Source organism: uncultured Arthrobacter sp., assembly GCF_902805515.1.
Lineage (GTDB): Bacteria > Actinomycetota > Actinomycetes > Actinomycetales > Micrococcaceae > Arthrobacter_D.
In genome coordinates this window covers 1-6,291 of record NZ_CADCTE010000165.1, presented here as the reverse complement: position 1 = coordinate 6,291, position 6,291 = coordinate 1, and the positions used below count along the sequence as shown (strand labels likewise).

6 protein-coding genes are annotated in these 6,291 nt (G+C 66.2%); all 6 read left to right on the top strand.

Annotated elements, in window-relative coordinates:
* The coding region (gene panC / locus QZX79_RS15270; protein WP_294569547.1) for a pantoate--beta-alanine ligase at positions 1-869 on the top strand (869 nt) is incomplete at its 5' end.
* A 98-nt stretch (positions 870-967) separates the two neighbouring features.
* On the top strand, positions 968-2,422 hold the full coding sequence (gene lysS / locus QZX79_RS15265; RefSeq protein ID WP_294569551.1) for a lysine--tRNA ligase: 1,455 nt from the start codon (positions 968-970) through the stop codon (positions 2,420-2,422).
* Between the two features lie 4 nt (positions 2,423-2,426).
* Complete coding sequence (locus tag QZX79_RS15260; RefSeq protein ID WP_294569545.1) at positions 2,427-2,642, top strand: hypothetical protein; 216 nt, start codon at positions 2,427-2,429, stop codon at positions 2,640-2,642.
* 79 nt (positions 2,643-2,721) lie between these two features.
* Positions 2,722-3,048: an Lsr2 family protein gene (locus QZX79_RS15255; RefSeq protein WP_120166428.1), complete on the top strand. Its 327-nt coding sequence runs from the start codon at positions 2,722-2,724 to the stop codon at positions 3,046-3,048.
* 98 nt (positions 3,049-3,146) lie between these two features.
* The gene (locus QZX79_RS15250) at positions 3,147-5,654 is read left to right on the top strand and encodes an ATP-dependent Clp protease ATP-binding subunit (RefSeq protein WP_294569543.1); all 2,508 of its coding nucleotides are present in this window, start codon (positions 3,147-3,149) and stop codon (positions 5,652-5,654) included.
* A gap of 171 nt (positions 5,655-5,825) precedes the next feature.
* Positions 5,826-6,291, top strand: a 466-nt coding sequence (locus QZX79_RS15245; RefSeq protein WP_294569549.1) for an amino-acid N-acetyltransferase, incomplete at its 3' end; no start/stop codon positions are given.

The following is a 6,291-nucleotide window of genomic DNA, read 5'->3' as shown; positions in this document are numbered from 1 at the left end:
GCGCTGCCGGACGCCTCGCTCCCGCTGCACCGGGGGCAGCGGGAGCGGAGACAGTCCCCTCGCTGGGGCTGGTCCCCACCATGGGCGCGCTTCACGCCGGCCATGGGGCGCTCGCGGCCGCCGCACGTGCCGGGAACGACGTCGTCGTGGCAACGATTTTCGTGAATCCGCTCCAGTTCGGGGAGCAGGCCGACCTCGAGCGGTACCCCCGCACCCTCGAAGCCGACCTCGAGCTGCTCGGCGCCCACGGTGTCGACCTCGTCTTCGCCCCGGATGCGGCCGAGGTCTACCCCGACGGCACCCCCCAGATCCGGCTTCAGGCGGGGGAGCTCGGCGGCAAGCTCGAAGGGGCGTTCAGGCCCGGCCACTTCGACGGGATGCTCACCGTCGTCGCGAAGCTCCTGCACCTTGGCGCACCCGAGGTGCGCTCCCGCTACCGCGCGTACTTCGGGCAGAAAGACGCCCAGCAGCTCGCACTGGTCCGGCAGATGGTCCGCGACCTGAACTTCCCCGTCGACATCGTGGGTGTTCCGATCGTGCGCGACGCCGACGGGCTGGCGCTCTCGAGCCGCAACCGCTTCCTCTCGCCCCGGGAGCGCTCCGCCGCGCTCGTGCTGCCGCGGGCCCTGGAGCTGCTCCGGGAGCGGGCGGGCCGGAATGAACCGCTCGACCCCGAATCGGTCCTCGCCATGATCGCCAGCGAACCGGCCGTGGCGCTCGAGTATCTCGAGGTGGTGGATCCGCTCACGCTGGAGCCCCTCGCCTTTCCCTGCGCCGAAACCCCGTTCACCGGAACGGCGCTGGCCCTCATCGCCGCGCGGGTGGGCCCCGTGCGGCTCATCGACAATATGGTCCTCGGGGACGCGTGAATCCGCCCGATCCTCCGAACCACGTAAACTTGGCTACCGTGACTCCTGAAAACGACCTCCTGACCGACGGCTCTTCGACCGACGACTTCACCGAGCAGATGCGCATCCGCCTCGAGAAGCGGGCGCGGCTTCTCGAAAGCGGCAAGGAGGCCTACCCGGTCAAGCCCGAACGCACCTCCACCCTCGCCCAGGTGCGGGAGGCCTTCCCGGACCTCGAGCCGGATGAGGCAACCGGTACGAAGGTTTCGGTGGTGGGACGCGTCGTCTTCATCCGCAACACCGGCAAGCTCGCTTTCGCCACCCTTCAGGAGGGTGACGGTACCCGGCTGCAGGTAATGCTCAGCCTGGCCGTCATCGGGGCGGAGCCGCTGGCGGACTGGAAGGCCCTTGCGGACCTCGGGGACCACGTCCAGGTGCACGGCGAGGTCGTCAGCTCCCGGCGCGGCGAGCTGTCCGTGATGGCCGAGTCCTGGGCCATGGCGTCAAAGGCCCTGCGGCCGCTGCCCACCCTTCACACCGGAGTCAACGAGGAAACCCGGGTCCGCCAGCGCTATGTGGACCTCATGGTGCGCGAGGAAGCCCGCACCATGGTCCGGACGCGCGCGGCAATCACCCGCTCCCTGAGGGAAACCCTTCACGCCAACGGATACCTCGAAGTCGAAACCCCCATCCTGCAGCTGGTGCACGGCGGTGCAAGCGCCAGGCCGTTCGAAACGCACCTGAACGCCTTCGACCAGCAAATGACGCTCCGCATCGCCCTGGAGCTTTATCTCAAGCGGGCCGTCGTGGGCGGAATTGACCGGGTGTACGAGATCGGCCGGATTTTCCGCAATGAGGGCGTCGATTCGACCCACAGCCCGGAATTCACCATGCTCGAATCCTACGAGGCCTACACCGACCAGTTCGGAATGGCCGAGCGGATGAAGGAAATGATTCTGAATTGCGCCGACGTCCTGGGGATGCGCACCATCGAAACACCCCAGGGGACCATTGACCTCGACGGCGAGTGGAAGTGGCTCGGGGTCTACCCCGGCCTGTCGGAGGCTCTGGGACAGGAGATCACGCCGGAGACCGACGCGGCGGTCCTGAGGCGCATCGCCGACGAGCGTGGAGTGTCGGTCGACCCCGCCTGGGATGCCGAAAAGCTTGTCCTTGAGCTGTTCTCGGAACTCGTCGAGCCGACCCTGATCCAGCCCACCTTCGTCTATGACTACCCGCCGTCGGCCCAGCCGCTCGCCCGCCCACACCGGAGCAACCCGCGCCTGATCGAGGCGTGGGACCTGATCATCGGCGGCATGGAACGCGGCACCGCCTTCTCGGAGCTGATCGACCCGGTGATCCAGCGCGAGCGGCTCACCGAGCAGTCGCGCCGGGCCGCGGCCGGCGACGAGGAGGCCATGCAGCTCGACGAGGACTTCCTGCGGGCCCTCGAGTACGGCGCCCCGCCCATGGGCGGCATCGGGCTTGGCATCGACCGCCTCGTGATGCTTTTCACAAATACCGGAATTCGGGAATCCATCCTCTTTCCCCTTTTGAAGCCGGAAGCGGGCTGAGCCCATGGAATACCTCGAAGTGCTCCTGCCTTCGGCCACCCTCGCCGTTCTTTTCTACTTTGTGATGCGAACCATCCTCAATGCTGACCGGTCCGAGCGCGAAGCGATGTCCCGGGCACGGGAACTTCATGGGGAGGAAGATCGTTCCCGGGATGAACCAACTGAAACCAGCGGCCCGGAGTCCGGGCCGGATATCGACGGAACTAATTCAACGAAGTAATTTTTTGACGGCATCCTGAGCGTGCGCCATAATCTAATTAGGGGATATTCGCACACACGCACTAATTCAGGAGCTCATGGTGGCGCAGAAAGTGAAAATCATCCTCATTGACGACGTGGACGGCGGCGAGGCCGACGAAACCGTCCGGTTCGGCCTCGACGGAGTCCAGTACGAGATCGACCTCTCGGAGGCCCACGCGAAGGAACTGCGTTCCGCGCTTGGAACTTACATCTCCTCGGCCCGGCGCAGCAGCTCCTCCAAGCAGCAGCGCGCCAGTGCCGCCCCCGCCCGGAACCAGGAAGCGGCACAGATCCGTGAATGGGCGAAGGAAAACGGATACAACGTTTCCGCCCGGGGCCGCGTGAACAGCGAAATCGTGGAGGCATACCGCGCCGCCCAGCGCTGAGCGGGCCGTTCCGCATATTCTCGCCTGTGGCGAACACGCCCCAATTCCTCTGCGGGTACACGTAGCATCGAGTTACGCGTTAGCTAGGAGTGTGTCTCATGTTTGAGAGATTTACAGATCGTGCCCGTCGAGTTGTCGTGTTGGCCCAGGAAGAGGCCCGCATGCTCAACCATAACTACATCGGCACCGAGCACATCCTGCTTGGCCTCATCCATGAGGGTGAGGGTGTTGCCGCCAAGGCTTTGGAATCACTCAGCATTTCCCTGGGTGCTGTGCGAGAGCAGGTCCAGGAGATCATCGGACAGGGCCAGCAGGCCCCGTCCGGCCATATCCCCTTCACCCCCCGCGCCAAGAAGGTGCTTGAGCTTTCCCTGCGGGAAGCTCTGCAGCTTGGCCACAACTACATCGGCACGGAGCACATCCTGCTCGGCCTCATCCGCGAGGGTGAGGGCGTCGCCGCGCAGGTCCTGGTGAAGCTCGGGGCCGACCTCAACCGGGTCCGGCAGCAGGTCATCCAGCTGCTGTCGGGTTACCAGGGCAAGGAGCCGGCTGCGGCCGGCGGCCAGCAGCAGGAGGGAACCCCGGCGGGTTCCGTCGTGCTCGACCAGTTTGGGCGCAATCTGACCCAGGCCGCGCGTGAATCCAAACTCGACCCGGTGATCGGGCGCGAGAAGGAGATGGAGCGCGTCATGCAGGTCCTTTCCCGGCGCACCAAGAACAACCCGGTGCTGATCGGTGAGCCCGGCGTCGGCAAGACCGCCGTCGTCGAGGGCCTCGCGCAGGCGATCGTCCGCGGGGACGTCCCGGAGACGATCCGCGACAAGCAGCTCTACACGCTCGACCTCGGTTCGCTCGTGGCCGGTTCCCGGTACCGCGGCGACTTCGAAGAGCGGCTGAAGAAGGTGCTCAAGGAGATCCGCACCCGCGGCGACATCATCCTGTTCATCGACGAGATCCATACCCTTGTGGGTGCGGGTGCCGCCGAGGGCGCCATCGATGCGGCATCGATCCTGAAGCCCATGCTCGCCCGCGGCGAGCTGCAGACCATCGGTGCCACGACGCTCGATGAGTACCGCAAGCACATCGAGAAGGACGCCGCCCTCGAGCGCAGGTTCCAGCCGATCCAGGTCGCCGAGCCCTCCGTGGCCCTGGCGATCGAGATCCTCAAGGGGCTGCGCGACCGGTACGAGGCACACCACCGTGTTTCGATCACAGACGGCGCCCTTGCCTCCGCGGCAACCCTCGCCGAGCGGTACATCTCCGACCGGTTCCTTCCGGACAAGGCGATCGACCTGATCGACGAGGCCGGGGCCCGGCTGCGCATCCGCAGGATGACAGCCCCGCCGGAGCTCAAGGAGATCGACGAGCGGATCGCCGACGTGCGCCGCGAGAAGGAATCGGCGATCGACGCCCAGGACTTCGAGGGTGCCGCGTCGCTGCGCGACAAGGAGCAGAAGCTCCACGACCAGCGCGCCGACAAGGAGCGCCGCTGGAAGTCGGGCGGACTCGATGACATCGCCGAGGTCGATGAGGAACTGATCGCCGAAGTGCTCGCGAACTCCACGGGCATCCCGGTCTTCAAGCTCACCGAGGCCGAGTCCTCCCGCCTGCTTCACATGGAGGATGAGCTGCACAAGCGGGTCATCGGCCAGAATGAGGCGATCAAGGCGATCTCGCAGGCCATCCGCCGCACCCGGGCCGGGCTCAAGGATCCGAAGCGTCCCGGTGGCTCGTTCATCTTCGCCGGCCCCACGGGCGTCGGTAAGACGGAGCTTGCCAAGGCGCTGGCCGAGTTCCTCTTCGGCGACGAGGACGCCCTGATCACCCTCGACATGTCCGAGTACTCCGAGAAGCACACGGTCTCGCGCCTCTTCGGCGCCCCTCCGGGCTACGTCGGATACGAAGAGGGCGGGCAGCTGACCGAGAAGGTCCGCCGCAAGCCGTTCTCCGTGGTGCTGTTCGACGAGGTGGAGAAGGCGCACGCCGATCTCTTCAACTCGCTGCTGCAGATCCTTGAGGACGGCCGCCTGACCGACAGCCAGGGCCGCATGGTGGACTTCAAGAACACCGTGATCATCATGACCACCAACCTTGGAACCCGCGACATCTCCAAGGGCGTCATGACCGGTTTCCAGTCGGGCACCGACACGAACACGAGCTACAACAGGATGAAGGCGAAGGTCACGGAGGAGCTCAAGCAGCACTTCCGCCCCGAGTTCCTCAACCGTGTCGATGACACAGTGGTGTTCCCGCAGCTCACCCAGGCGGAGATCGTCGAGATCGTCGATCTGTTCCTGGAACGCCTTGGCAAGCGCATGGCGGACAAGGGCATGACGATCGAGCTCACGCCCGCCGCCAAGGTGCTGCTGGCGACCCGCGGCTACGATCCCGCGATGGGTGCGCGGCCGCTGCGCCGCACCATCCAGCGCGAGATCGAGGACCAGCTGTCGGAGAAGATCCTGTTCGGGGATCTGAAGCCCGGCGAGAGGGTCGCGGTCGACGTCGAGGGCGAAGGGGTCGATGCCCGCTTCACCTTCGTCGGACACGGCGCTCCGAAGGAGATCGAGGACGTGCCGCCCGCACTCGAGGCGACGGTTCCCGAGTAGGGACTGCACCACCTCCTGGCCGCACTGCCGTCAGCCAAGGCCCGTTCCGGAATTCCGGAACGGGCCTTGGCCGTTAATGCGAACCCGCGTGCCGGCACCGGTTTCCTTGACCCGACGCCGGCCCTTCCGCACTGGTCGGGGCGGGCCGGAGTGCTTTGTAGACTGGGGCGGGTGAACCCGTCCTTCAGCATCCGGCCCGCCCGCACCTCCGATGTCGCCGCCATCCGGGCGCTCGTCGCCCCGCTGGCCGACGAGCGGGTCCTCGTCGCGAAGGAAACGGTTGCCTACTACGAAGGCCTCCAGGAGTTCCGCATCGCGGAGGACGCCGACGGCACCGTCCTTGGCTGCGGGGCCCTCCATGTGATGTGGGAGGACCTCGCCGAGGTTCGCACCCTTGCCACGGCGGAGTCCGCGAAGGGCCGCGGTATCGTGACGGCCCTCGTGGAGCGGCTGATCTCGGACGCCGAGCTCCTGGGCATCAAACGGGTCTTCTGCCTCACCTTCGAGGTCGACTTCTTCCGCAGGCGCGGTTTCGAGGTGATGGCCGACCAGTCACCAGTTGATCCGGAGGTGTATTCGCAGCTCCTGCGCTCCCACGACGAGGGGGTCGCCGAGTTCCTCGACCTCGCCCGGGTGA

What these genes read in the sequence shown, in the direction of transcription:
- QZX79_RS15250 (WP_294569543.1), top strand. Translation starts at nt 3,147, where the DNA reads ATGTTTGAGAGATTTACAGATCGTGCCCGTCGAGTTGTCGTGTTGGCC.
- QZX79_RS15260 (WP_294569545.1), top strand. Translation starts at nt 2,427, where the DNA reads ATGGAATACCTCGAAGTGCTCCTGCCTTCGGCCACCCTCGCCGTTCTT.
- lysS (WP_294569551.1), top strand. Translation starts at nt 968, where the DNA reads ATGCGCATCCGCCTCGAGAAGCGGGCGCGGCTTCTCGAAAGCGGCAAG.